Consider the following 24,919-nt stretch of genomic DNA (forward strand, 5'->3'; position numbering starts at 1 on the left):
CCATGATCATGATGCCGAGGCGCGCTATGCGACGCCTGTTGCTCTCTCTCGGTGCGACGCTTGCGAGCGCCTGGGCCGTGCCGGTGTCGGCCGGCCCGCTCACCTACGAGCAGGCACTGAGGCTCGCTGCCGCCAATGCGCCAAGCCTCAAGGCGCGCGCGGCGGCGACAGCTGGCGCCCGCTCCTCGGCGGTCGCGGCCGATCGCCTGCCCGATCCGACGCTCGACCTGGGCCTGCAGAACTTCCCGGTGAGCGGCCCCAATGCCGGCAGCTTCACGCGCGACGATTTCACCATGGCGACGATCGGGTTCAGCCAGGCCTTCCCCAATCTCGCCAAGCGCCATGCACGCGCCGCGCGCGCCGCGGCCGATATCGGTGTCGCCGAGGCGGGCGAGCTGGTCGAAGGCCGCAACGTGCGGCTCGAGACCGCGCTCGCATGGATCGATCTCTATTATGGCGAACGCCGGCTCCGGCAGCTCGACCTGCTCGATGCCAGTCTCGACGACCTGCAGAAGACCGTGACCGCACGCCTGGCGTCGGGCAGCGCGCGCCCGAGCCAGGCGCTCGAGCCCGACCAGCTCCGCGCCGCCATCGCCGATCGCCGCGCCGAGATGGCTGCGGTGGTGGCGCAGGCGCGGGCCCGGCTCGCGCGCTATACCGGCGACCCCGACCCGCAGGCGACGGGCGACCCGCCGATACTCGATGTCGATCCGATCCGGCTGCGGGCCGGGATCGATGCGCTTCCCGCCGTGCGCGCGCAGGACGCGCGGATCGCAGTCGCCGAAGCGGACGTGCGCCTCGCGCGCGCCGACAAGCGCTCCGACTGGAAGGTCGGCGTCACCTATGGCCGGCGCGATCCCATGTACGGCGACATGGCCTCGGTCGGCGTGTCGATCGACCTGCCAATGTTCGCCGGCAAGCGCCAGAATCCCAGGATCGCTGCCAGCGAGAGCCTTGTGCAAGGGGGTCGGTTCGACCGCGAGGCGATCCGCCGCGAGCTGGTGGCGCAACTCGACGCCGATCTCGCAGACCATGCCATGCATCTCTCCCGGTTGCGCAATGCCCGCGAGACGCTGGTGCCCCTCGCCAGGCGCCGCGCCGAACTCGACCGCGACAGCTATGCCGCGGGCAAGCTCGACCTGGGAACCGCGCTGCTCTCGACCCTGGCGCTCGCCGAGGCCGAGGTCGAAACGCTCAACCGCGAGGCCGATGTCGCGCGCGACGCGGTCCGTATCAACATCACTTATGGGGAGGAGCGGCCATGACGCTCAAGTCGGACACAGTGCGCTGGGGCGCATCGATCCTTGTCGTCGCGCTGGCCGCCGGTGGCGCGGGCTATTGGGCGGGCCACAGGTCGCCGCAACCGCAGGCCGCCGCGTCCGGCGAGGCGGGCACAGGCTCGGGCAAGGTGCTCTACTGGTACGACCCGATGTTTCCCAACCAGAAGTTCGACAAGCCCGGCAAGTCGCCGTTCATGGATATGCAGCTTGTGCCCAGATATGCCGACGGCGAAAGTGCCGGCGCGGCGCCCGGGGTGACGGTCGATCCCTCCGCGCGCCAGAGCCTCGGCCTGCGCGTGGCCGAGGCCCGCATGGGCAGCCTTGCGAGCACGCTGGAAGTCACCGGCACGGTCGATTTCAACCAGCGCGACATCGCGATCATCCAGGCGCGCTCGGGCGGGTTCGTAAGCCGTGTCTATGCCCGCGCGCCGGGTGACGTGGTCCGCGCCGGCGCCCCGATCGTCGACCTGCTGCTGCCCGAGTGGGGCGGCGCGCAGACCGAGTTCCTGAGCGTCAAGCGGCTCGGCAAGCCCGATCTCACCGCCGCCGCGCGCCAGCGCCTGCGCTTGATGGGCATGTCCGACGGCCTCATCGCCAGCGTCGAGCGGAGCGGCCGGCCGGGCGGCACGGTGACGATCACGACGCCGATCTCCGGGGTGATCCAGACGCTCGACGCCCGGGCCGGCGTGACGCTCGGCATGGGCCAGACGCTCGCCCAGGTGAACGGCCTCGGCACCGTCTGGCTCAACGCCGCGGTGCCCGAGGCGCGGGCGGGCGAAGTCCGCATCGGCCAGAGCGCCAGCGCAACCCTGACCGGCTTTCCGGGCGAGAGCTTCGCCGGCCGGGTGATCGCGATCCTGCCGACGACGCAGGCCGACAGCCGGACGCTCACCGTCCGGATCGAGCTGCCCAACCGTGGCGGCCGGTTGCGGCCCGGCATGTTCGCGAGCGTGGCGCTCGGGGGCAATGCCCGATCCGCCCTGCTGGTGCCGAGCGAAGCGGTGATCCGCACCGGCAAGCGAACGCTCGTCATGCTCGCGGCTGGCGACGGGCGCTACCATCCCGCCGAGGTCCGGATCGGCCGCGATGCGGGCGGCCAGACCGAAGTGCTCGCGGGCCTCGCCCCCGGCCAGAAGGTCGTTGCCTCCGGCCAGTTCCTGATCGATTCGGAAGCGAGCCTTTCGGGAATCGAGGCGCGGCCCATCGGCGGCGGTGCGCCGGCGAATGCCACCAAGCCCGCATCCAGGCCCGCGCTCTACGAAACCGTCGGAAGGATCGAGCGGATTGCTCCCGGTTCGGTGACGCTCAGCCACGAGCCGGTCCCCGCGCTCGGCTGGCCGGCGATGACGATGACCTTCGCGCTGCCCGATCCCGGCATCGTACGCGGCTTCAAGACGGGGGACCACGTGCGCTTCGGCTTCGACCAGCCACCGGCGGGGCCGACCGTGCGGCGCATGACCAAGGTGGCGGGCCAGTGATCGCCCATCTCATCCGCTGGTCGGTGAGGAACCGCTTCTTCGTCGTGCTCGGCATGCTCGCGCTGGTCGGCGCGGGCCTGTGGGCGGTGCGCTCGACCCCGATCGACGCGCTGCCCGATCTTTCCGACGTGCAGGTCGTGATCCGCACTTCCTATCCGGGTCAGGCGCCCCAGATCGTCGAGAACCAGATCACCTATCCGCTCACCACCACCATGCTGTCGGTGCCCGGCGCCAAGACGGTGCGCGGCTATTCCTTCTTCGGCGACAGCTTCGTCTATGTGATCTTCGAGGACGGCACCGATCTCTACTGGGCGCGCAGCCGCGTGCTCGAATATCTCAACCAGGTCCAGGGTCGGTTGCCGGCCAGCGCCCGCAGCGCGCTCGGGCCGGACGCGACCGGGGTCGGCTGGGTCTATGAATATGCGCTGGTCGACCGCACCGGCCGGCACGATCTCTCGCAGCTTCGCGGGTTGCAGGACTGGTTCCTGCGCTACGAGCTGAAGACCGTGACCGGCGTGGCCGAAGTCGCCAGCATCGGCGGCATGGTCAAGCAGTACCAGGTGCTGCTCGATCCGGTGAAGCTCGCGGCCTACGGCGTAACCCACGCCCAGGCAGTGCAGGCGATCAGCCAAGCCAATCAGGAAGCCGGCGGCTCGGTGCTGGAAATGGCCGAGGCCGAATATATGGTCCGCGCCTCGGGCTATCTGAAAACGCTCGACGATTTCCGGGCAATCCCGCTCAAGACTGCGGCGGGCGGCGTGCCCGTCCGGCTCGGCGATGTCGCCACGATCCAGGTCGGCCCCGAGATGCGGCGCGGCATCGCCGAACTGAACGGCGAAGGCGAGGTCGCCGGCGGCGTCGTTATTCTTCGGTCAGGCAAGAACGCCCGTGAGACCATCGCGGCGGTCAAGGACAAGCTCGCCGATCTCAGGAAAAGCCTGCCGCCGGGCGTCGAGGTGGTCACGGTCTATGACCGCTCGCAGCTGATCGATCGCGCGGTCGAGAACCTCACCCGCAAGCTGGTCGAGGAGTTCATCGTCGTCGCATTGGTCTGCGCCCTGTTCCTCTGGCACGTCCGCTCGGCGCTGGTCGCGATCCTGACCTTGCCGCTCGGTGTGCTGGCCGCGTTCGTCGTAATGCGGTTCCAGGGGGTGAACGCCAACATCATGTCGCTGGGCGGCATCGCCATCGCCATCGGCGCGATGGTGGATGCGGCGGTCGTCATGATCGAGAACGCCCACAAGAGGATCGAACGCTGGGAGCAGGATCACCCGGACAGACATCTCGATGGCGAGATGCGCTGGATCGTCGTCACCGAGGCGGCGGCCGAGGTCGGGCCGGCGCTGTTCTTCAGCCTGCTGATCATCACGCTGTCGTTCATTCCGGTCTTCACCCTGGAGGCGCAGGAAGGCCGGCTGTTCGCGCCGCTCGCCTTCACCAAGACCTATGCGATGGGCGCGGCCGCGATCCTGTCGGTGACCCTGGTACCGATCCTGATGGGCTGGCTGATCCGGGGCCGCATTCCGGCCGAGCAGGCCAATCCGGTCAATCGCTGGCTCACCAATATCTACCGGCCCGCGATCGACTGGACGATGAAGCGGCCCAAGGCAGTGCTGCTGATCGCGGCTCTGGTGTTCGCCACCACGGCCTGGCCGCTCAGCCGGCTCGGCGGCGAGTTCATGCCCAATCTCGACGAGGGCGACCTGCTCTACATGCCCTCGGCGCTGCCGGGCCTCTCGGCCGCCAAGGCGAGTGAGCTGCTCCAGCAGACCGACCGCCTGATCAAGACCGTGCCCGAAGTCGAAAGCGTGTTCGGCAAGGCCGGCCGCGCCGAGACCGCGACCGATCCCGCGCCGCTCGAAATGTTCGAGACGACGATCCAGTTCAAGCCCCGCGACCAGTGGCGGTCGGGCATGACGCCCGAACGCCTTGTCGACGAGCTCGATCGCCGGGTGAAGCTTCCGGGTCTCGCCAATATCTGGGTGCCGCCGATCCGCAACCGCATCGACATGCTCGCGACGGGCATCAAGAGCCCGATCGGGGTCAAGGTGTCGGGCAGTGACCTCGCCGAGCTCGACCGCATCGCGCATGATGTCGAGACCGTGGCCAGGAGCGTGCCCGGCGTCAGCTCGGCGCTCGCCGAGCGGCTGACCGGCGGACGCTATGTCGATGTCGACATAGACCGCGCCGCCGCCGCGCGGTTCGGGCTCAACATCGCCGACGTCCAGGCCATCGTCTCCGGCGCGATCGGCGGCGAGACGATCGGCGAGACGGTCGAGGGCCTCGCCCGCTATCCGATCAGCGTGCGCTATCCGCGCGAATTGCGCGACAGCCTCGAAAGGCTGCGGGCGCTACCGATCCTGACGCCCGCGGGCCAGCAGATCACCTTGGGCACCGTGGCAAACGTCTCGATCGCCGAGGGACCGCCGATGCTCAAGACCGAGAATGCCCGGCCTTCGACCTGGGTCTACGTCGATGTGCGCGGGCGCGATCTTGCCTCGGTGGTCGGCGATCTGCAGCGTGCGGTGGCGAAACAGGTCAGGCTCTCGCCTGGGGTCAGCATCGCTTACTCTGGCCAGTTCGAATATCTCGAGCGCGCGGTCGACCGCTTGAAGCTGGTCGTGCCCGCGACGCTGCTGATCATCTTCGTGCTGCTCTACCTCATCTTCGGCCGCTTCGACGAGGCGGCGCTGATCATGGGGACGCTGCCGTTTGCGCTGACCGGCGGCATCTGGACGCTTTATCTGCTGGGGTTCAACCAGTCGGTCGCCACCGGGGTCGGGTTCATCGCGCTCGCCGGCGTCTCCGCCGAGTTCGGGGTGGTGATGCTGATCTATCTCAAGAACGCGCTGGCCGAGCGCGGCGCACATCCGGACGCTGCCGAGGTCGAGGCCGCCGTGCGCGAAGGCGCGCTGCTGCGCGTCCGTCCCAAGGCGATGACGGTGGCGGTGATCCTGGCCGGCCTGCTGCCGATCCTGCTGGGATCAGGCGCGGGTTCGGAGGTCATGAGCCGGATTGCCGCGCCGATGATCGGCGGCATGCTGACCGCGCCCTTGCTCTCAATGTTCGTCCTGCCCGCCGCCTACCTGCTGTTGCGCCGGCCCAAGACCGATCCCATCCCTCAACCCGTTTCATCATGAAGGAGAAGACGATGAACCATGCACGACTGACCATTGCCCTCGGCCTCGCCGCCCTGACTGCCGCGTGCGGCAAGAAGGCGGAGGCCCCCGTTGCGACTGAGACCAACGAGGCGGCGCCCGCCGCGACCATGAGCGGCGACATGGGCAACATGTCGATGGCGCCTGACGCGAACGCCGCGATCAAGGCCAAGGGCCATGGCACCGTCACCGCGATCGACAAGGCGGCAGGCACGATCACGCTCGATCATGGTCCGATCCCGGAGGCCAAGTGGCCCGCGATGACGATGGCGTTCAAGGCCGCGCCGTCGATCACCGATGCGGTCAAGGTCGGCGACAAGGTCGATTTCGACCTCTCGCTCAAGGGCAGCGATGGCGAGGTCACCGCGATCGCAAAGCAGTGATCCGCTAAGTTCGACCGGAAAAAGCTGGTTGCGTCGCCGCTCCCGGGCGGCGACGCCCGTGCCGGCCGTCTGCCTGGCTGTGCGCCCGGTCGACGGTTGCGACCGGCAACGCCCAATGCCAGCGGCGTTTCCCTGCGCGATCACCGACAATTTGAGCACGCTTCGCGGATCGCACATTGAACGTGCAAGCCGCCCTTGCTCGCGATAGCCTGAACGGCAAGGAGCCCAGTTTAGATGACCCAGCCAGTATGACCTTGTTACCCGCGACACATCATGATCTCGTGAGCGAGCTTGTCCGTCGTTGGCGAGACGATCCCGGCGCCACCTATCGCTCCTGGTTTCTGTGGGACGAACGGCTGAAAAACTTCCGCTCCATCCGTCGCGGGCTGCAGCAGGTGGTCGCAGAAATCGAAAGTGGGCGGTTCGGCGTCGCCTATCGCGGCTCGTCACTGGAAACGGTTGTCCACTCGATCGCCGAACAGCGGCAGATCTTCAAGGGCGCCGACCATGCCTGGCTGTGGAAGCCCAAGCTGCGCATTCCAGACATCTACGAAAGCCCGGACAACCAGCGGGCGTTCGGTCGCCTGCTCGACAATTGCTCGTGCTGCGATACCGCCGAGGAGATCATCAGCCACATCCGCAGCATAGACGCGCTCAAGATCAAGGGGCTGGGGCCGGCGGCGGCCAACCTGCTCTATTTCCTTCACCCGACGCTGGTGCCGCCCTTCAATACCGCGATCGTCAAGGGCTACAATGCCGTCACCGGCGCCAAGGTGAAGCTCGGGTCATGGGATCATTTTCTCGCCATGCGCGCCGGCATCCTCGACCTCAACGACCGTTACCGCGAGTTGCTCTCCAACGATCTCGGCGCGATCGGCGGACTGTTGTTCGACATTGGCTCGGGCCGCTATCCCGCGCCACCGCTGGAGGATGACGCAACGGCGGCCGACGACTGGCTCGGCAGATTGGAACATGCCAGAGCGGAGGCAAGCCGGCTCGACAAGACAGCCGCCGCGCAGGGCGAAACCGATCGCACGCACGCCGAAATCCAGGCCTGGCTGCGCGACCTCGGCCATGCCCTCGGTTACGATGTGTGGATCGCCGCCAATGACCGCGGTCGACTTCACGCTGGCTGCCCGCTTGGACAGGGATGCCTCGAGCGCCTTCCAGACGCCATTGCGACCTCTCCCGGAGCGGACTCGATCCGCCTCATCGACGTGTTGTGGCTGGCGAAGGGTGGCGACGGCGTCGCCGCCGCGTTCGAGGTTGAACATTCGACCTCGATCTACTCGGGGATCGTGCGCATGCTCGATCTGGCGCTGTCGGGGAGCGATCTGCACGCTGCCGCCGGGCTATTCCTGGTCGCACCGAATGCGCGCGAGCAGGACGTTCGCGCGCAACTCCGTCGCCCGGCTTTCAGCCGTATTGCCGATCTCGACTTCGCCTATCTGCCCTATGGCGAGCTGGAGAGAAACAGGGACGCGATCGCTCGTTTTGGAACGGGATTGAAGGCCATCAAGGCGATCTCAAGCCCCCTTCCCTGAAACACGGACCATTGTGCCGCTGCTGGCAAGGGCCACCGGCCAGCTCCATAAGCTCATGCCGGTCCGATGAGGTTGCTTGGGGAGCGACGCCCTCCTGCAATCGAGTCGACCAGCGACCCCATCAGCCGATCTTCGCCATCAGCCTGCCCGCTGCGCCCTGCTCTGCAGCAAGGTTGCGATTATAGGCGAGTGGCATTCGCGGTGACTTCCACCGCAATGCATCCATGATCCCAGCCAGATCCTCTCCGCTCGCAAACAGATCCTGGTTCAGCCCGATCCGCGTCGAGTGCGCGCTGATGCCCTTGAGCAGCCGCGCCAGATCCTCGGCTGTGAGGTCGGGCAGAGCGCCACGATCGAACGCGCGCTGGATGATCGAGCGGAAGATCGGCCCGATCGAACCCGGGTGCAGCGCGACGGTGCCGATGTCATATTCGACCCGCGCCTTCACCGCAGGCCTGGGCAGCGTCTTGCGCAGATCCCAGGTCTCCCGCCCCGAGATGCTGTCGATCGGCCGACCGCGCACGGCGGCGCGCGCCTTGTAGCGCCGCACCTGCACCCGCCGGAACAGCGGCCCCGCCGTGATCCCGGCCGCTTCGGTCCAGGCCGCGATCGCCGACACGGTACGCGGGCTGAGATAGGCGGTTGCCCCCTCCCCGTCTTGATCGCCCTTGCTGCGCAGGATCTGCAGCAGCCGCGCCTCGGGATCGATCGCCTCTTCGATATGCTCGATGGCCACGGCTACCAACTCGGACGCACGCAGGCCGGTGTCATAGGCGGCAGACAGCAGCGCGCGATCGCGCAGCCCCGGCAGATCGTTTCCGCAGCTCTCGAGCAGCGCCCGGACGTTGAGACCACGCGCCTTGTCGCGTTCCACGTCGCGCACCGGCCCCTTGAACCGCAGCGGCCTTGCCTGCTTCTGCGCTGCGCCCTTCTCACGGCGCACCGCTTGCAGCCGCAGCTTCACCAGCGGCGCGGGGGTTGGGTCCTTGAGTTCGAGCAACTGATGGATCTTGGCGATCGACGCCTTGTAGCGGGATAGCGAGGCTGGGCGGCTCCCCTTGCCTGCCCGCGAGTCGAGATAGTCGGCCACCGTCTCGGCCGTCGCCGGCAGTGCAATCCGGTTGTTGCGCCTACACCACGCATCGAACGCCTCGACGTCGGACTTGAGCGCACGGATGCTATGGGGCGATGAAGCGGCCTGATAGGCGGCGATCAGGCCCTCGTTGACGGTGATGCGCTCGCCGGCGCGCATCTGCACGATCGTCCACGCAAGGTCGGCCGGCGCCCTGACGGCCGGCAGGACAGCCTCAGGCGGCGCTACGGGGATTTCTGGCCCTTCCCGGGCGGTTTCGGTGCTCACGACGCGCCTCGCTCCTCAGCCGCGCTTGTAGCCCACCTTATAATGAACGGTCAAATCCGCTTATGTGATAACTGCAATTATCGAATGTCCACTTTCGGGAGGTCACGGATGTAGAAACGAACTGCTGACTTTGGTTTCCCGCCATGGCATTGTCGCCATCCTATGACGCGGACAGACAACCTGCGCGCCGACGACAGCCTGCTCCTGCTCGGGCGCCTCGATGGCCGATTGCACGGTAGTCCATGCGCCGACATCTTTCTCGCGCGCTCGCGCCTGGAAGGCGCCACCGTCCTGGCCGGCCTCGCCGGCGTGCCGATCGCGGTGCGCGACCTGCAGGACTGGATCGCCGGCCGCACACCCCCTCCCCGCGCTTCCGAAGGCCTCAACGATCCGATCTCGGTTGCCGCCGTCTTCCACCTTGCGCTCAGCCGCGACGAGGATCTCAAGGATTCGCTCGGCCGCGCCACGCTCAACGTGCTCCGTACGGTACTCGATGACCGCACCGAGGCGAAGGTTTATGCGGCCGAAGACTTGGCGCACTTCGGGCCCATGTGGCGACAGCTGCGAACCGTGGCGGACGCCCCCTTCCCTTCCGGTGACCTCCTCTCTGTCGCCAACCGCATTTTCCAGCTGTTCGCGCTGACCGAACCAGCGGCACCAGGCAGCTGGGATGTCGTCAGCGTCGATGGTCGCGCTCTCGAGCTGCCTCCCCGTGGACGCGATCGAAACTGGCTGATCGCCGCCGCCGTACCGCGGATGCTGTGCCGCGCTGGCTTCACGACCCGCGTGATCCCCTCGTTCATCCTGATGTCCAAGTTTCTGCCCCCCTCCCCCGCCGATCTGGCAGAGACCTTGGCCCAGGCGATCGGTCGGACGGCGCATGCTGGCTTGCGCGACCTCGACGCGATCGAGCGTGCGGCGTCGCGCATCCAGACCGATCTGGCCGTCACGAAGCGGAGCAAGGCCCCTCTCCTTGCCCGCCTGCAGCTTGCCTATCCGGGCCTTCAGCCGGCCGCTGTCGCGCGCCTGTTGAAGGTCACCCCGCAAGGCGCGCGCAAGCTACTCGCCTCACTTGCTCATCCCTCTTGAACCACAGACACCGTGCAATCCAAGCCACAGAACCCTCCGTCCCGGCATCACTTCATCCCGCAGTTCCTCCTCGACCAGTGGAAGGATGGCGACACCCTGCTGCGCTATCGGCGCAATCGGATCGGGGAGATCGAGAGCAGTCCTGCATCACCCAAGAGCGTCTGCTTCGAGCGGGACCTGTACAAGACGATCGGGTTCCCGCCCGAGCATGCCCAGCAGATGGAAACCCTGTTCATGCAGGTGATCGATGACGCTGCGGCCAAGGTTCACGCGCTGCTCCTCGACGGCAAGGTCAACTCGCTCAGCGACGCGCAATGCTCGGATTGGGGCCGGTTCGTCATGTCGCTGTGGTTCCGGACACCGCTGGATATGCGCGGCATGAAGGACGCCGTCGGCGCTCTCGCAAGCGCAGAGGCCGCGAAGTCCGTGCTGCGCGGCGAAGATGGGGCGCTGCCGCCCGAGGCCGTGAGCGCGCTTCAGATGGAAGTCCTGCGCTTGGTCATCGACGACGCGGATCGCGGACGAGCGTTCATCAACATGGACTGGCGCATAATCAAGACGAACAATCGCCGGGAATTGTTCGTCTCCGATTGGCCGCTCGACGTGCCGGTCAGCTTCGCCTGGCTTGGTAGTGCCTCGTCCTATGTCACTCTTCCGATCGGACCGGAGACCCTCTTCGTTGCTGCCGGGTCCACTACGCTGGCAAATCGGATCGTGAGCCTACCCGAGCGAGAACTGATCACGCGGCAGAACCGGTCGACCGTGGGACATGCCCAGGCGTTCGTAGGCGCGAGGACGCGTCAAGCCGGCGACTTCATCCGCGCGAACTTCGGCCTGCGAAGCCGCCACTCCGTGACGCAGAGCACCGCCGACAAATATAAGCGGGACGCCATATAAGGCGGCGACCTCGCCAGACGCCGCGCTCCATCACCCTACGACAGCAGCCCCTCGATCGCCTTCAAAAGCTCGGCGGGCGACGCCTCAGCCTTCGGCGGCACCTTGATCGTCAGCCCCCCTCCCCGCGCCTTCGTATAGCGCAGGATGACCTTGCCCCCCTTGCCGGTGATCTCCTTCTCGGCGGCAGCCTTCACGGCTGGCGCGACAGTCGCCTTCACGAGCCGCTTCGCGACTTCCGGCCCGCTCAGCTTCAAGCCTTTCTGGCTGCGCTCTTCCTCGATGCGTTCAGCCTCTTCGCGCATCTTCGCCAGCGCCTTCGGATCTCCGGTAAGCGGCTTGATGTCACGCGCGACGCGTACCGTGATGTCGTGCGTATCGGAGAACGCCGCGACAACTGGTTCGGGCAAGCGCGCAACGTCGAGAAGCCGGCTCAGCCACGACTTGGAAAGGTTTAAATGCTCGGCCATCTGCGACTGCGAGCCCTCGTAGAACTCCGCGAGCGCCACCGTATATTCCTTGGCCCGCTCCCAATCCGAGATGTCCTTACGCGAGCGGTTCTCGACATCTGAAACCCGGAACGCCTCCTCGTCCGTGACACTCTGGATCGTCACCAGATACTCGAACTCCGGGTGGTGATGCGCTCGCAGCCATTTCACCGTCCACCAACGGCGGACGCCGGCGATGATCTCGAAGTCGAAGTTCGGGTCATCTTTCAGACGCCGAACGATAGCGGGGATCCGTTGCTTCTTGGCGGAGAGGAAGGAGTCGATGAGATCGCGGCAGCTATCTTCGTTCAAATGATCCAGATCGCGATTGTGCATCCGCCATGGGCGGCACCGCTCCGGATCGACCCACTCCGTCCGGTCGGCGACCGTTTTCCCCGTCGCGATGCGCGCGAGCGTCTGGCTGCGACTTGCCATGATGCCGTCCGCAGGGGTCGCCTTATCGAGGTTCTCCTCGTCGTCGAGCCCCTCTGTGAACATCGAGCCGAAGCCCTTGTTGCCCTTGCTCATCGGCCCGTTTCTCCTTCTCTCTTGCCCTCGCCGACGGGTGCCAACAGGCCAGAGTTGCCACGTGGCAACTGCGCCGCCCCCAGGCGCTTGCACTGACGTTCCTGCCGTGTGCGATCTGACATGGTATTCCTACCTAACATATTGCTTCTATTGGGTTCTTCCACTTTGTTGTCACGTGGCAACTCGGTGATCCGGCTTCGTCTCACTCCCCGATTGCCCGTGCTCGCCGACGTGAGAAATATCGGAGTTGCCACGTGGCAACTCTCCCTAAATTCGGCCCCCTGCCCTGCTCGCCCAGGTGCGCAGAACGTCCTGCTCAATATCCTGGCAAACGTCGCTGAGATGCTTCATGCAGCGGTTGTAGACCTCGTGCGACGTGACGGGCTTGTCGAGTTCGAAAACGGTTTTCATCCTGGAGCTGGCATTGTCGATTTCGGCGCTGGTGACCATCACCGACTGCGTCATTGAGCCACCGAAGACCTGCCGCATCATCGACAGTATCTCCCGGTGCATCGACTTGCTCTCGTCCACGCGGCTGCCGACCAGCCGGATGAAGTTGTAGGCCGGCCTTCCCCGCCCCGCGAGTTGCTCGAGCTGCTTCATCGTCGTTCGCGTCATGTCGATGAAAGATACCGTCGAGGCGAAGTCGACAAGGCTCGGCGGCACCGGAATGACCATGCAGTTAGCGGCCTGGAGCACAGCCATCGACACCATGCCCAATGCCGGCGGCGGGTCCATGATCACGACGTCATAGTCATCGACCACCTCATCAATGGCCTGCGCGATCAGGTCGATGATCTCCATGTTCTGATTTCGCGCCATGTGCCCGGCGATCTCATACTCGAGATTATAAAGTCGCAGGTTCGACGGGATCAGGTGGAGGTTGTGAAAGTGCGTCTTGCGGATAATCTTGCGAACGCCAAGCAGCTCCGGATTGTGAAAATGCCCGTAAAGCGTGTCTTCCTCGTCGAGGTCCACGTCGGGGCGATAGCCGAACATCATGGTTGAAGACGCCTGGCTGTCGCAGTCGATGAACAGGACCCGGTAGCCCTTGATGGCAAAATGCTGGGCGAGATGCAGCGCGATCGTCGACTTGCCGACGCCCCCCTTGAAGTTGCAGACCGAGATGATCGCCGGGGTATCGGTTGGCTCGCGCCAGGGACGCGTTCCAAACACCTCGCGCATATGATCAAGCTCTTCGAGCGTATACTGCAGCCTATGCCCGGAGCCCGTCCGCCCTCGAGCGGGGAGGCGGCCGTCGCGCTCCGCTTCCCGGACAGCAGATGCCGTCCGCCCGACCAGTGCAGCAGCTTTCGAAATCGGGAAGGTCGGACCCTTCTTCTGACCGGTTTCGGGATCAACCGCGCTGTCACGAATGCGCTTGAGGATCGTCAACGACTTTCTGTGGAGCACGTCCAGACCACCTTCGATGAGGTCGTCCGGCTGTGCTAGGGAGGGGTCGGTAGCCATCTCAGTCCGCTTCTGTGGGTTTGATGCGCCATGATAGCCACGTTGGCAGTTTCGAGCAAGGAAATGGCCACCAGACTTACAAGTTGACCGATGATCTCCGAGCCCCTTGCGCATGTGCGCGCTTTCTGGCCAATCGGCGGCGGCTGCGACCGATGATCTCCGTGCCTTTGCGTGTTGCTGCAAAGTCTGGCGCCGGGATTGTGGCGACAAACGGCTACCTGTGGATAACCACCGATGATCTCGGTACTTTGCGATGATCTCGGTGCGTATCAGCGATGATCTCGGTGCGAGCCGACCGATGATCTCAGAGCCCATACCTATTACTAGAATCACCCTATAAAAAACCGATTCGCGAATCGTTTTGATTTTTCGATTTTGGGTGAAGGAGGGCAGGGGGAGGGCGCAGAACGGCACCGACATCATCGGTGTTTCTGCAACTCTCGCGGCCTTTTCCCCTCCCAAACTGCCAACGGGGTTGATTTCACGCCTCAAACCTGTTGAGACATGCCCATCACAGCCCCCGGTCGATTCGGGGGGAAGGGCAGACCATGAATGGGGATCAGCATAGGCCGCTGGGGCATCAGTACGCACTAGCCATGCTCAACGGCGGCGAGGAGAGCGTCCGCAAGCTCGCCACCACCGCCGGCACCCAGCTCACCTTGGACGCATTCCTGCGCGTCCAGGACGAAGAACCGGTTCCTGCCTTCCTCCACTCCGCGCTTTGTGCGATGTCGCTGCCAACCAAGCGGCCCAAGGACGACACTCAGCCCATCGTCCGTGAGGACGGCAAATATGCGCTGGCCATCAATCCCAGGCCAGTGCTTCAGAATGTCGACGGCAAGTCCGTCATGCGAAGCCTTGGTGTGCCTTATGGCGCCTATCCACGCGTTGCCCTGATCTACCTCCTCTCTCAGGCGGTCATGAAGCAATCGCGGGACGTTTATCTTGGCCGCAATTTCACCGAGTGGATGCGCCGCCTTGGCTACCAGACCGTGTCTTATGGACCACGCGGGACGGCCAACCTGATGCGAGAGCAGGTGGATCGGCTGCTGGCGTGCGAGTGGCAGATCCGCTGGGACGGCACCGACACGGAAGACAACGCCTTCGCTGTCCGGGACGTCAAGATTTCCAACGAATATGCCGGTTCGCTCGACAAGAACGGCTCATTCGCGCGCGAAATCCGTATGTCCGAGGCGTTCTACTCGCACCTCATCGACCATGCCGTGCCACTCAATGAGATCGCCATCCGCGAGCTCAAGGGTACGCCAACGGCGCTCGATCTCTACACTTACCTTGCCTACCGACTCCCGCGGATTGGATCCGACAAGGGCCAGGTTATCTCATGGGACCAGCTCGCCAAGCACCTTGGCAACGAGGCCGACAGCAAGCGCTTCCGACAGACCGTCCGCGAAACCATGCAGATCGTGTCGGCGGTCTATCCCAACGCAAATGTCGATCTCTCCGGGCGGAAGGTCATTCTTCATCCGTCACCGGCACCGCTGGAGCGCAAGCTCGTGGGGCCGCACCTTCGACTCGTCGGGGGCGAGGCTCCGAAAACGGCACCGAGATCATCGGTCAAACCGGCCCATGCAGCGAAGTCCGCGCCCGCGAAGGACGATGCGCCGACTCTTCCGTTCCCCGCCGGGTCTCTCTCATACGGCACGCGTGAGGCCGTCTTCCGCCAGATCGCGCTGACCAAGGGCCATCCGTGGTCAGTGGATGACATGGCGGCTGCATTCCGCAAGGGATGCCCCGATTTTAGCCGGCCGCGCACCGATTCAGAGTGGCTGCGGATCTGGGAGAAGTTCGTCGTCGCCTATGCTGAACGCCGCGCGAATCGAAGCGACGACTAACCGATGATCTCCGAGCCGTTCGCGTTGAGGCGAGCGCAGGCTGAATCTGTCTCCAAGTCTCAGACCGACCGAAAAGAGGAAAGGAGGGGCCGAGCGTGTAAGCAGGAGGTAGAATTATGCCGCTTACAGCCAGACGGCCATCGCAGGAGATAGTCGACATTGTCGGGGCCCTGGGCGGCACGTGGAGCGGCAATGTCGCGATGTGCCGCTGTCCCGCACACAGCGATCGCGATCCAAGCTTGTCGATTCGGCAAGGGGATCGCGGCATTCTCGTCACCTGTTTCGCAGGATGCTCGCGCGAAGACGTCCTGCGTGAACTGCGCCTTGTTCGCCCGGGTCGCCATTATCCGCCACCCGCCTTGGCGGACTCGCCGCGGCCGATGAACGTCGAAAGAATCTGGAATGAGGCGGTCGACGTTCCGGGCACCCTTGCCGAGCGCTACCTCCAGTGCCGGAACCTCCTCCCACCACCACGCGATCTTCGCTTCCATCCGCGTTGCCCTTACCTGCCCAAGCCGAAGACGATCTTCGAACCCGCTCTCCTGGTAGCGGTGCGCGAGGGAAACCGTCTGGTCGCAATTCAACGCATATTCCTGAACCCCGACACCGCCCATTACACGCGCAAGGTCATGCTTGGCGCCCCGGGGCACGGCGCTTGGCGGGGCGGGGCAGGGGGCAACACCCTTGCCATCGCCGAGGGCTTTGAGACGGCCGACGCTTTCGCGCGCCTGAGCAACCTCCCGTGCTGGGCTTCACTCGGCGCACGTCGGCTCAACCAGCTCGTCATTCCGCCCACGGTCACAACGCTCCTGGTCGCCGAGGACAACGATTCCGAAGGGCACAGGGCAGCCGAAAGTGCCCAAGCGCATTACGCCCGGTCGGGCCTCATCATCGAACGCGCGCCCCCGCCGCCAATCTACAAGGATTGGGCAAAGGCGCTCGATGCCCGAGCGCAGCAGAGCCGCGTCTAGGCGCGAAGCGCCGGAGGAGAGGGGAGGGGGATCGAAAGGGTGTCGCTGCCGAGGGTGCAGCCCACTCTGGAGACCACACCCATGTCCGATCTCTTCGAAGCGGCCGCCCAGGCTGAGCGCGAGGCCGTGCGCCTCCTTCTACCCCGTCTGCGCTCCGACGAGGCCATTCAGCGTCGTCACCTCAACGACGCGATGACCAAGGCCTTCGGCGGTTCTGATGCCGACGGTCGCTGGACACAACGCGCCAGCTTTGAACTCCTCGAGCATGCCCTTGCCATCCATCTTCAGTCGAGCGCCCAAAAAATTGCGGCGTTCGGCGACGTCCGCGCGCTGATCGATTTGTCCGATCGCCTGCCCACTCAGACGGTTCGCAGCGAGGATCAGATCGAATGGCAGCAATTCTCGACACCTGTCGACATCGCTGCGGTTATGACGCTTCTCGCCAACGTCCAGCCCGACGACATCGTGCTCGAGCCGAGCGCGGGTAACGGCCTATTGGTCGCGCAGCTCCGTCACGTCGAATCGCTCCATCTGAACGAGCTCGATCCGCTCCGCCGTGGCCGATTGAAGGCGGCTTTCCCCTCAGCATCGATCACCGGGCACGATGGTGCGACCATCAATTCCACCCTCGCAAGCGTCGATCGACCAACCCTCATCCTGATGAACCCGCCCTTTTCGAGGTCGGTCGGCCGCGGCGCCGACGACTATGCCGCAGTCCGTCATCTGCAAGCGGCGCTGCGCCGTCTTCAACCGGGCGGCCGGCTCGTTGCCATCATGCCCGATTGGTTTGGCCCGAGCGCACGCATGCGTGAGCAATATGAGACGATCCTGCGCGACGTGAGCGTCCTGGCGGCCGTCCGTCTCGAGAAGTGCTACCTGAAGCATGGGACTTCGATCGCCGTGCGGTTGTTTGTCATCGACAAGGTCCCCGGCCGGTCGCCCCCCGCGCTCATCCAGCGTTCGTCCGTTGCCGAGCTGCTCGATATCCTGATCATCCCCGAACGATCGTCGGCGAAGCCCGATCGCGGAGCGTCGGCGCCGAAGCGCTCAGGTGGAGTTTCGCTCTTCCGGGCCGTCAAAAGCAGCCGTCCGGCGCCCCGCGCCTACCATGCCCCGGCACGCAACCACGTGCTCCCCGTCGAATATGCGAAACTTGAGACGCCGGCGCCGCTGCTCGAGCAGAGCGGCGTCTATCTTCCATATCGACCGAGCCGTATCAGCTTCGCGAGCGCTGGCGAGCATCCAACGCCGCTCGTCGAATCTGTCGCCATGGGCTCGATCCCGGCGCCGGTCCCAGAGTATGTGCCGGCGCTGCCCGAGCGCACCGTCGCCGAGCGGCTGCTCTCCGCCTCCCAACTCGAGACGGTCGTCTACGCGGGGCATGCCTGGACCCAGTGGATCCCAGGCACTTTCAGACCCGACAAGGAGGGTGTCGGCCTCGTGCTGGCCGAAGACGGCCATTCCTATCGTAAGGGCTTCTTCCTGGGCGACGGCACGGGGGCGGGGAAGGGTCGTCAAATCGCGGCCTGCATCCTCGACAACTGGCTCCAGGGCCGCCGCCGCAACATCTGGGTCTCGAAGAATGCGCCGCTCCTCGAAGACGCGCGACGCGACTGGACGGCCCTTGGCGGCCTTAACGGCGACATTCAGCCCATCTCCAACTGGAAGATCGATGAGCCGATCAGCCTCGACCAGGGCGTGCTGTTCGTCAGCTATCCGACGCTGCGTTCGATGCGTGGTGACTACGGTCGCCTGAAGCAGCTGGTTGACTGGGCCGGGGCCGATTTTGACGGTGTCATCGCCTTCGACGAGGCCCACGAGATGGGCGGCGTTGCGGGTGGGGAGGGCGCTCTCGGCACCAAGGATGGATCCCAGCAGGGAATCTGCGGCGTGCTCCTCCAGAACCAATTGCCCGCGGCCCGCGTCCTCTATGCTTCAGCCACCGGCGCCTCTGTCGTCAACAACCTCGCTTATGCGGTCCGACTGGGGCTCTGGGGCCCAGGGACCGCCTTCCCCGACCGGGAGCAGTTCATCAGCAGCATCAGCAAAGGCGGGATCGCCGCGATGGAGCTGGTCGCGCGCGATCTCAAGGCCACCGGCCTCTACATGGCCCGCGCACTGAGCTTCGCAGGTGTCGAATATGACATTCTGCGCCATGAGCTGACCGCCGCGCAGATCGAGATCTACGACACCTATGCGGACGCGTGGTCGATCATTCACCAGAACTTGGAGAAGGCGCTCGAACTGACCGGCATCGTCGATGCGCTTGAGAACGCGACTTTGAACAGCGGCGCCAAGGCATCCGCGCGCTCGCGGTTCGAGTCCACGAAGCAGCGCTTTTTCGGACAGGTTCTGCTCTCCATGAAGCTCCCCACCGTCATCGCCGCGGTCCACGAGCATCTCGCCGCGGGGCAGTCAGTCGTGATGCAGCTCGTCACGACGGCCGAGTCCATTCTTGACCGGAGACTAGGCGCGCTCAGCCCCGACGACCGCGCGGACCTCGAGATCGACCTCTCGCCCCGGGAATATGTCTAATGTTGAGCTCAACATTACACGTATTCTTTGCAGTCGCAGTTTATGTCGAGCGTGGCGGCAGGAGGCGCAGGTTTCCTTCGGTTTTCCATGATTTCACTCCAGATAATATATGAGGATCAGGGGAATGTCTGGGGACGGGTCAGGCCAGTCTTCGAACGTCGGTAAGCATGGTGATCAGAGCGTCGGATGGCGGCTTGAAGCGTCCGGGCATGATGGCGGGGGCGCCGTGGGCCGCGAGAATCTGCAGCTTCTCCTCGGGATCGGCGCGCAGATAGGCCTCGGTACTTTGGATGCTGGCGTGGCCGAGCCACAGCGCGACTTTGCGAATGTCACCTGTCGCCGCCAACGTGTGCATGGCGCAGGAATGGCGCAGCACGTGCGGCGTGACCCGTTTTCCGAGGATCGAAGGCTGCTTGATTCCGGCAATCTTAACGTGTTCGGCCAGTCGGAATGCGAACCCGTCACGCGTCATGGGCTGCCCGTTCGCGTTGAGAAATATCTCGGAAACCTGCGCTTCGGGGCGGATCGCAAGCCATGCGCGCAATGCGATCTGGGTCTCTTTCCAGAGCGGCAAGACCCGTTCGCGGCGGCCCTTTCCCATGATGTGCATGGTGGACAGCGAACGGTCCGGGAAATCGCGCTGTTGCAGCGATACGAGTTCCGACACCCTGAGCCCGCCAGCATAGGCCAGGTGCAACATAGCGCGGTCACGAGTGCCGAGGCGGGTCCGGGGATCAGGTGCATCAAGCAAAGCCTTGATCTCTGCCCGGTCGAGGTAGTCGATCAGTGCCTTGTCGGTCTTCTTGGTTGGAATCGCACGAATGCGCAGGGCCTGATCGAGACAGGCAGGCACGCGATACTCGATGTACCGGAAGAATGATCGGATCGCTGCCAATCGGCCATTGCGGGTCCTCACGCAGCTGCCGCGTCCGTTCTCAACATGGTGGAGGAAGGCCAGGATGAGGTCCGTGCCGAGATCCTCGACCTCAAGATCGGTTGGCCGACGCTTCAACCGGTCGGCAGCGAACCGGACCAGCAGCACGAAGCAGTTGGCGTAGGTCTTCACCGTGTGCGGGCTGACGGCGCGGTCGCGCGGAAGATGTTCGCGCAGGTACGCCGAGAGATAAGGGGCGAGTGCCGTCATGCCGCTTCTCCCAGGTAAAGGTGTTCGCTGGCGACCGCGATGTCGCGCAGCAACACCGGGGTGGCCTCGACATACCAGTAGGTGTTGGCGACCGACGCGTGTCCCAGATAGACGCTGAGGCCGGCCATGTGATGTGCCACGGCCTCCCTGTCCGGCGGACAGGACTCCAGCGAGCGCACGGCGAAGGTATGGCGCAAATCGTGCATCCGCATACCCATGTCACCGAGTACCGCCGCGCGGTCGGCACCAAGGGATAGCCGTGGCGCGCAAGGCCGACGCGGTCCTTCCCGCCGCATCCCGCAAGACACTTCTCGAATGGATCGAGTTCGATGATGGCGACGCTACCCGCTCTCCCGGACCACCCTGCGACCCGCAGGCCCAGGCCCTCCACCTCAAGATCCTCATCGACCCGGCATCGCAACACGGCGAACCGGCCGAGCCCCTCCAGTCTCCCAACGGCTTGCGACTGCCCCCGCTCGGCTGACCTGGCCGGTCGGTCGGTCGTCTTGTCCCGGGAGATCCCGGTCAGTTTCGATCAGCCGCTTGCACGTCATCACAAGCTGATTGGCGGTTGGGTCGCATCGCGCGACCAGACGGCACGGCGTTGCACGCGCGCTGAGGCTCGACGCCGCATCGAGCGCGTTTTCGATAAGGCGGTTCTGGATATTCTCAGGCCGCTCGAACTGGCCGAACTGCGCGTCGCCGTCCTCAACAGCGAGGACATGGACGCGCCGGCCATCGCCATCGTCTGCGACAGTATGGGACAGCTCGACCTCGGCTGGATCGAGACCAGCGACGCCCAGATCGGCTGGCGCGCCGCTGCCTATACCGCGCTCGCCCGGACCATGGGCTCAGCGCTTCCGATCTTCGGCTACGACGATCTCTTCGAAGAAATCTCGATGTACTATTGGGATGGCGAAATCGAGGACAAAGCCGCTCGCGACGCGCTCGTGGCCTATCATGGTGCCGATCCGGAGGATCTTGAAGACACCATCCTTCCCTCTGACATGAATGACAGAAGGCCGGACTGGATGATCGCGGCGAACGCAGCGCCGCTGCGGTCGCTGCCGAACGGCCTGCGCAGCGCGCTTCGCAATCTGCGATGCAGCCACCGGGCGCTTCGGGCCCTGCCGGATGAGAAGAACGCCTGGCATTTCGACGGCGCGACCCTCCACGAATATCTGCCGGACCTGGAGGAGTGCTCGTCATTGCCTCCTCTGACGCTCGTGCCCGTCGAGCAGTTCGCGCGCGAGGTCGACGATGTCGCACGCCACGGCATGGAATACGGTTTCATGGACATCGCCGGCCTCTGCCCGTTGCCGGACGCCGCTCGCGTCACCGATTGGTTCGCATCGCTCGAGGCGGGCGCCCGGCTTCTGCTCGCCGCCCAAGAGCTGATCCAGCTCGATCCCGACACCCTGTGAGGCAGCCATGTCAAAGCATTCGACCCAATTCGAAGCCACCGCCGGCGGGCTGGTGCTGACCAACGCCATCCTGCTTTATCGAACCGAGGCCGCGAGAAGCGGCACGCGCTACGGCGCTCCCGGCCAGGATGGGCGGGCGTTCGCCAGCCTTCATCACATCGAGCATGATGACGACGCCGGGCCGAGGATCGCCGCCGGCAAGCCGCTGACACGGGCGCACCTGCGCCAATGGTCCGAGGCCTTGGGTCGCGCCGCCGCGCCCGAGCTCCTCCCGCACAACGTGCTCGTTGCGCACCAGGATCTCCTCGCGTGGTGGATCCCGGCGGAGGTTCGTCCGGCCTACTTCAATCTGAGCACGCCGCTCGCCGGCCTGAAGGCTCTTTCCACCAGAACGGTGGTTTCGGTCCCTTACCCGGCCCACCTGCTCGTTGCCACGAAGCGATCGCTGGGAGTCTACGCGCTTCGAGAGGATGAGCGGCCGACTGCCGACTCTATCGTCTTCCATTCGCCGATCCTCAATGTCTACGCCGACGGCACGCTTTGCTGGGGGAATATCCCGAAGCCCGGAACGCTGTCCGTCTCCGCCATCCCGGACTTCGAGCGGGCATTGTTCGAGTCCTGGTCGACTCATCCCAATCACGGGCAGGACCAGACGGTCTCGGGCAAGGGTGGACTCATCTCCCTCTGGGACGACCTTGCGGCGCGCCGCGCCGCCCGCTTCCCGGTCAGGCGTCTCAAGGCTTTCGCCGTCAAACGTCGGTCGGTTGCGGCATCGTCCCGCAAGGCTATCGAGCCGCTGACGCTTGGCCAACTCATCGAAAGGACGAGACGATGACGGCTCTCGCCGATGACCCCACGGCGGCTGCCTTGCTCGCGGCCGTCCCGTGCTTCCCTGCGCCGCCGAGCGGCAGCTCACCCGGCCTGGACGCGGTACGGGCTTCGCGCGCGGGCCATTGCCTCGCGATCGGCCGAGACGGCGTCTTCCTGATTGTCAGGCGCCCGCGGCTCGAGCTCGATGTGCCTGTCACGCCGCCGATTGCCGCCTACCTTCCCTATGGCAGCGTGGGCGAGCCTCGCGCCAACCTTCGGTGCGGCCTGATACCGCGGGCGTTCTTGGCCCAGATCATCGATCATTTCGGCGCGGCGCTGCCCAATGAGGCGGCCGCCTTCATCGTGTGGGACGAGGACGATCGGCGCTTCCTTCTCGATTTCCCGCAGATCGACCAGGCGACGCCGTCGCGCCTGGTCTATCGGACACCTGTCCTGCCCGGGAACCGCCACATCGTCTGCGATATCCACAGCCACGGCCATGGCCGGGCCTTCTTCAGCGCCACGGACGATGCCGATGACGCTCACGCGACCAAGATTGCGCTCGTCATCGGTCGCCTTGGCGGTCCCGACAGTCCCGAGTTTGCCTCTCGGCTTTGCGCCGGCGGGATGTTTCTTCCGCTCCCGCGCAGCCCCTTCGAAGGATACGGTCATGACGCCTGAAACACGTGATCGCCACTTCCTGCCGGAAGGGCTCCACCACCGCGTAATCAATGTCGTTCTGATCGGGTGCGGGGGAAATGGCGCCCAGATTCTGATGGGCCTCCCCTCGCTCGATACGGCGTTGCGCGCAATTTCGTCGCGATCCCTTCATGTGATCGTGGTCGACGATGACGTCGTAACCGAGGCGAACCTCGGCCGGCAGCCCTTCTACCGCTGCGATCTCGGCAACTCCAAAGCCCATACGCTGACGGAGCGGATCAACCTTGCGCACGGTCTCGCCTGGCGAGCCGTTCACGGCCGAGCGCCCGAGGCGATCGATGTATCGGGGGCGGACATTCTGATCAGCTGCGTCGATACCGCCTCAGCTCGCCGCGCCCTCGGCGCCGCGCTCGGTGGAGGGTCCAAGGCACCCGCCTATTGGCTGGACCTCGGCAACCGCGCCGGCGATGGCCAATACATCATCGGCTGCCCCGCCGCTGCCCATCGCCGGAACGAGCGTCGCCTGCCCACCGTCCTCGAATATTTTCCGGAACTCGCTGACGAGAGCGTGCCGGACGACGACGCGCCATCCTGCTCGGTCGCCGAGGCCCTGGAGCGACAATCCCTCTTCGTGAACCGCATCGTCGCGAGCCACGCGCTCTCACTCCTGTTCGACCTGCTCGGTCGCGGGTCGATCGGTCACGCCGGAGCTTTCATCAATCTCGGCAGCGGACGCTGCGCCCCGATACGCGGCGCTCGAGACCTATAATCTGATCGGACCGTGGTCGTCGGCATCGCTTCGCTTCTGCCAATCCGAAATGAAGGCGGCGGTGATCGGACCGGCGGTTGCCCGAATGCACCAGGGCGAACAAATCATCTCCGTTCTCGGGCTGCGCCGCGACGAAAGCCACAACCGGGCCTCGATCCCGATCGCCAAGGCCGACGAGCGGTACGCCAAGGCCGGGAACCGGCACGGAACGACGATGATGACGTGGCATCCGATTGCCGACTGGACGAGCAGCGACGTGTTTCACGCCCACCGCATGCTCGGGATCCTGCTGCATGAAGCTTATTCGACGTGGGGCTCGAGCCGGCTGTCCTGTCGCTATTGCATTTTCGCCTCGCTGCAGGACCTCGAGGCGTCGGCAGCGGCGCCGTCGAATGCCGAGGTTTATCGTGAACTGGTCGGCATCGAGGCTCGTTCGACGTTCCCCTTCCAGCCGACGCGGTGGCTCGCCGACGTCGCGCCCCGGCTGCTGAGCGCCGGGCTCAGGTCGGACGTCGCGCGCGCCAAGGCCGACCAGCTCGAGCGCCGCCGTCTAGAAGCGTCGATGCCGCCAGGTCTGCGATACGTCAAAGGTTGGCCGCCCCGGCTGCCCACTCCGGCCGAGGCCGAGGACATTGCCGCGGCCCGGCGCCCGATCCTGGCACGCCATTCCCTGCCAGACCGCTTTCCCACCGCGGTTTCGATCATGGAGCGATTTGCCGAGCTTCTCGCGGTCGCGCCACGGAAGGCCGCGCGATGACGGCGATCGATGTCGCCATCGGCCAATGTCGCCTCACCGCCGAGATCGAGGATCAGCCGCCGCTCGGCTGGCGCTTCTGGTCGCTGGCCGGCTTCGCCGGCGATCCGATCGACACCAACCCTTATGCCGGGTCGCGGTGCCTCGCCCTCACGATGGTGGATGTCGAGGGCCGTGATCGATGGCTGTGCGCGATGGAACGCGATCATAGCTTTCGCCTGCTTTGCACACATGACCTGCTCCCATCAACCGACCAGGCGGGCGCCGAGCGCTTCGCACGGCAAATGCTGGACGATCACGCCCGTCAGCCTCGTCTGCTCTGACCTT

General features: G+C 65.2%; 21 protein-coding genes and 1 pseudogene. 17 read left to right on the forward strand and 5 right to left on the reverse strand.

Going from position 1 to position 24,919, the window contains the following annotated elements:
* Positions 1-2 precede the first annotated feature (2 nt).
* The 5 genes from BMX36_RS18675 to BMX36_RS18695 all read left to right on the forward strand — a co-directional run bounded on the left by BMX36_RS18675 (position 3) and on the right by BMX36_RS18695 (position 7,843).
* Positions 3-1,265, forward strand: a complete 1,263-nt coding sequence (locus tag BMX36_RS18675; protein WP_093067977.1) for a TolC family protein — start codon at positions 3-5, stop codon at positions 1,263-1,265.
* Positions 1,262-2,758, forward strand: coding sequence for an efflux RND transporter periplasmic adaptor subunit (locus BMX36_RS18680; protein ID WP_093067941.1), 1,497 nt, complete (start codon positions 1,262-1,264; stop codon positions 2,756-2,758). The genes BMX36_RS18675 and BMX36_RS18680 overlap by 4 nt, the downstream gene beginning before the upstream one ends.
* Complete coding sequence (locus BMX36_RS18685; protein WP_064312588.1) at positions 2,755-5,898, forward strand: efflux RND transporter permease subunit; 3,144 nt, start codon at positions 2,755-2,757, stop codon at positions 5,896-5,898. The genes BMX36_RS18680 and BMX36_RS18685 overlap by 4 nt, the downstream gene beginning before the upstream one ends.
* 11 nt (positions 5,899-5,909) lie before the next feature.
* Positions 5,910-6,299: a copper-binding protein gene (locus BMX36_RS18690; RefSeq protein WP_007683329.1), complete on the forward strand. Its 390-nt coding sequence runs from the start codon at positions 5,910-5,912 to the stop codon at positions 6,297-6,299.
* 248 nt (positions 6,300-6,547) lie between these two features.
* Positions 6,548-7,843, forward strand: a complete 1,296-nt coding sequence (locus BMX36_RS18695) for a hypothetical protein (RefSeq protein WP_013039108.1) — start codon at positions 6,548-6,550, stop codon at positions 7,841-7,843.
* A gap of 121 nt (positions 7,844-7,964) precedes the next feature.
* Here the strand turns inward: BMX36_RS18695 and BMX36_RS18700 are convergent, their stop codons facing one another.
* Positions 7,965-9,203, reverse strand: a complete 1,239-nt coding sequence (locus tag BMX36_RS18700; protein WP_004212862.1) for a hypothetical protein — start codon at positions 9,201-9,203, stop codon at positions 7,965-7,967.
* A gap of 162 nt (positions 9,204-9,365) precedes the next feature.
* On the opposite strand from BMX36_RS18700, the gene BMX36_RS18705 reads away from it, so the two are divergent.
* Positions 9,366-10,292, forward strand: coding sequence for a hypothetical protein (locus BMX36_RS18705; protein ID WP_007406383.1), 927 nt, complete (start codon positions 9,366-9,368; stop codon positions 10,290-10,292).
* 12 nt (positions 10,293-10,304) lie between these two features.
* A complete protein-coding gene (locus BMX36_RS18710; protein WP_037456194.1) occupies positions 10,305-11,189 on the forward strand; it encodes a DUF4238 domain-containing protein in 885 nt (294 codons plus the stop codon).
* 35 nt (positions 11,190-11,224) lie between these two features.
* Here the strand turns inward: BMX36_RS18710 and BMX36_RS18715 are convergent, their stop codons facing one another.
* Both BMX36_RS18715 and BMX36_RS18720 read right to left on the reverse strand, forming a co-directional pair.
* On the reverse strand, positions 11,225-12,202 hold the full coding sequence (locus BMX36_RS18715; protein ID WP_007406427.1) for a ParB/RepB/Spo0J family partition protein: 978 nt from the start codon (positions 12,200-12,202) through the stop codon (positions 11,225-11,227).
* A gap of 267 nt (positions 12,203-12,469) precedes the next feature.
* Positions 12,470-13,672 (reverse strand): AAA family ATPase, encoded by a 1,203-nt coding sequence (locus BMX36_RS18720; RefSeq protein WP_037456192.1) that lies wholly within the window; start codon positions 13,670-13,672, stop codon positions 12,470-12,472.
* 548 nt (positions 13,673-14,220) lie between these two features.
* On the opposite strand from BMX36_RS18720, the gene BMX36_RS18725 reads away from it, so the two are divergent.
* The 3 genes from BMX36_RS18725 (at position 14,221) to BMX36_RS18735 (ending at position 19,031) form a co-directional block, all read left to right on the forward strand.
* Positions 14,221-15,525, forward strand: a complete 1,305-nt coding sequence (locus BMX36_RS18725) for a replication protein RepA (RefSeq protein ID WP_037456189.1) — start codon at positions 14,221-14,223, stop codon at positions 15,523-15,525.
* Between the two features lie 116 nt (positions 15,526-15,641).
* Entirely contained in the window at positions 15,642-16,496 is an 855-nt protein-coding gene (locus BMX36_RS18730; RefSeq protein WP_037569604.1) for a DUF7146 domain-containing protein, read from the forward strand.
* A gap of 81 nt (positions 16,497-16,577) precedes the next feature.
* On the forward strand, positions 16,578-19,031 hold the full coding sequence (locus BMX36_RS18735) for a strawberry notch-like NTP hydrolase domain-containing protein (RefSeq protein WP_093067944.1): 2,454 nt from the start codon (positions 16,578-16,580) through the stop codon (positions 19,029-19,031).
* 139 nt (positions 19,032-19,170) lie between these two features.
* Here BMX36_RS18735 and BMX36_RS18740 read toward each other — a convergent pair whose 3' ends face one another.
* Together BMX36_RS18740 and BMX36_RS18745 are read right to left on the reverse strand one after the other, a co-directional pair.
* Positions 19,171-20,175: a tyrosine-type recombinase/integrase gene (locus tag BMX36_RS18740; protein WP_093067947.1), complete on the reverse strand. Its 1,005-nt coding sequence runs from the start codon at positions 20,173-20,175 to the stop codon at positions 19,171-19,173.
* A pseudogene (locus BMX36_RS18745) lies at positions 20,172-20,399 on the reverse strand (integrase); the annotation flags it as partial. The gene BMX36_RS18740 and the pseudogene BMX36_RS18745, both read right to left, overlap by 4 nt.
* Positions 20,400-20,434: 35 nt before the next feature.
* Between BMX36_RS18745 and BMX36_RS22225 the strand changes: the two are divergent.
* Genes BMX36_RS22225 through BMX36_RS18775 form a run of 7 tightly spaced genes read left to right on the forward strand, consistent with a single transcriptional unit; the run spans position 20,435 to position 24,915 of the window.
* Positions 20,435-20,659: a hypothetical protein gene (locus BMX36_RS22225; protein WP_205499365.1), complete on the forward strand. Its 225-nt coding sequence runs from the start codon at positions 20,435-20,437 to the stop codon at positions 20,657-20,659.
* 22 nt (positions 20,660-20,681) lie between these two features.
* The gene (locus BMX36_RS18750) at positions 20,682-21,599 is read left to right on the forward strand and encodes a hypothetical protein (protein WP_205499366.1); all 918 of its coding nucleotides are present in this window, start codon (positions 20,682-20,684) and stop codon (positions 21,597-21,599) included.
* Between the two features lie 7 nt (positions 21,600-21,606).
* Positions 21,607-22,434 (forward strand): PRTRC system protein B, encoded by an 828-nt coding sequence (locus BMX36_RS18755; RefSeq protein ID WP_093067950.1) that lies wholly within the window; start codon positions 21,607-21,609, stop codon positions 22,432-22,434.
* A complete protein-coding gene (locus tag BMX36_RS18760) occupies positions 22,431-23,090 on the forward strand; it encodes a PRTRC system protein A (RefSeq protein WP_093067953.1) in 660 nt (219 codons plus the stop codon). The genes BMX36_RS18755 and BMX36_RS18760 overlap by 4 nt, the downstream gene beginning before the upstream one ends.
* Positions 23,080-23,838 carry a PRTRC system ThiF family protein gene (locus BMX36_RS18765; RefSeq protein ID WP_093067955.1) on the forward strand — a complete coding sequence of 253 codons (759 nt, stop codon included), beginning with the start codon at positions 23,080-23,082 and terminating at the stop codon, positions 23,836-23,838. The genes BMX36_RS18760 and BMX36_RS18765 overlap by 11 nt, the downstream gene beginning before the upstream one ends.
* 49 nt (positions 23,839-23,887) lie before the next feature.
* A complete protein-coding gene (locus BMX36_RS18770) occupies positions 23,888-24,595 on the forward strand; it encodes a phosphoadenosine phosphosulfate reductase domain-containing protein (RefSeq protein ID WP_093067958.1) in 708 nt (235 codons plus the stop codon).
* Positions 24,592-24,915, forward strand: a complete 324-nt coding sequence (locus BMX36_RS18775; RefSeq protein WP_037448223.1) for a hypothetical protein — start codon at positions 24,592-24,594, stop codon at positions 24,913-24,915. The genes BMX36_RS18770 and BMX36_RS18775 overlap by 4 nt, the downstream gene beginning before the upstream one ends.
* The last annotated feature ends 4 nt before the right edge of the window (positions 24,916-24,919 follow it).

The sequence above is a fragment of the Sphingomonas sp. OV641 genome (assembly GCF_900109205.1).
In the GTDB taxonomy this organism is placed as follows: domain Bacteria; phylum Pseudomonadota; class Alphaproteobacteria; order Sphingomonadales; family Sphingomonadaceae; genus Sphingomonas.